Below are 253 nucleotides of genomic sequence, written 5' to 3'. Positions count from 1 at the left end.
ATGCTGCAATCGGCATTCTATTTATTACCGTAGGCTTTTTTTTAATTGTAAATCCTGCAACACCTGAAATGGAAATCGTAACCCTATTCTATTTCAATGAATATGATGGTTTTACCCTGTTAGATTTCTTTGCCTTACTGATTATTATTTTAGGGATTTATTTCTTTATCCGTGCTTTTGTTAAGAGAGAAAATCGATAAGGCTATCGACCTAATAATCGCTTATCGATTTCATCTAAAACAATAGGATCCAT

Annotated in this window: 1 protein-coding gene; it reads left to right on the top strand. The window is 32.4% G+C overall.

The genetic code is table 11. The annotated features are described in order from the left end of the window. Nucleotides 1–200 (top strand): hypothetical protein (locus AC0MA3_RS26620; protein ID WP_474658365.1); only part of this gene is annotated, 200 nt, incomplete at its 5' end. Nucleotides 201–253 lie beyond the last annotated feature (53 nt).

The sequence above is a fragment of the Paenibacillus sp. LS-5 genome, assembly GCF_056121505.1.
The sequence above is the reverse complement of the archived record's forward strand: the minus strand, read 5'-3'. Positions and strand labels throughout refer to the sequence as shown.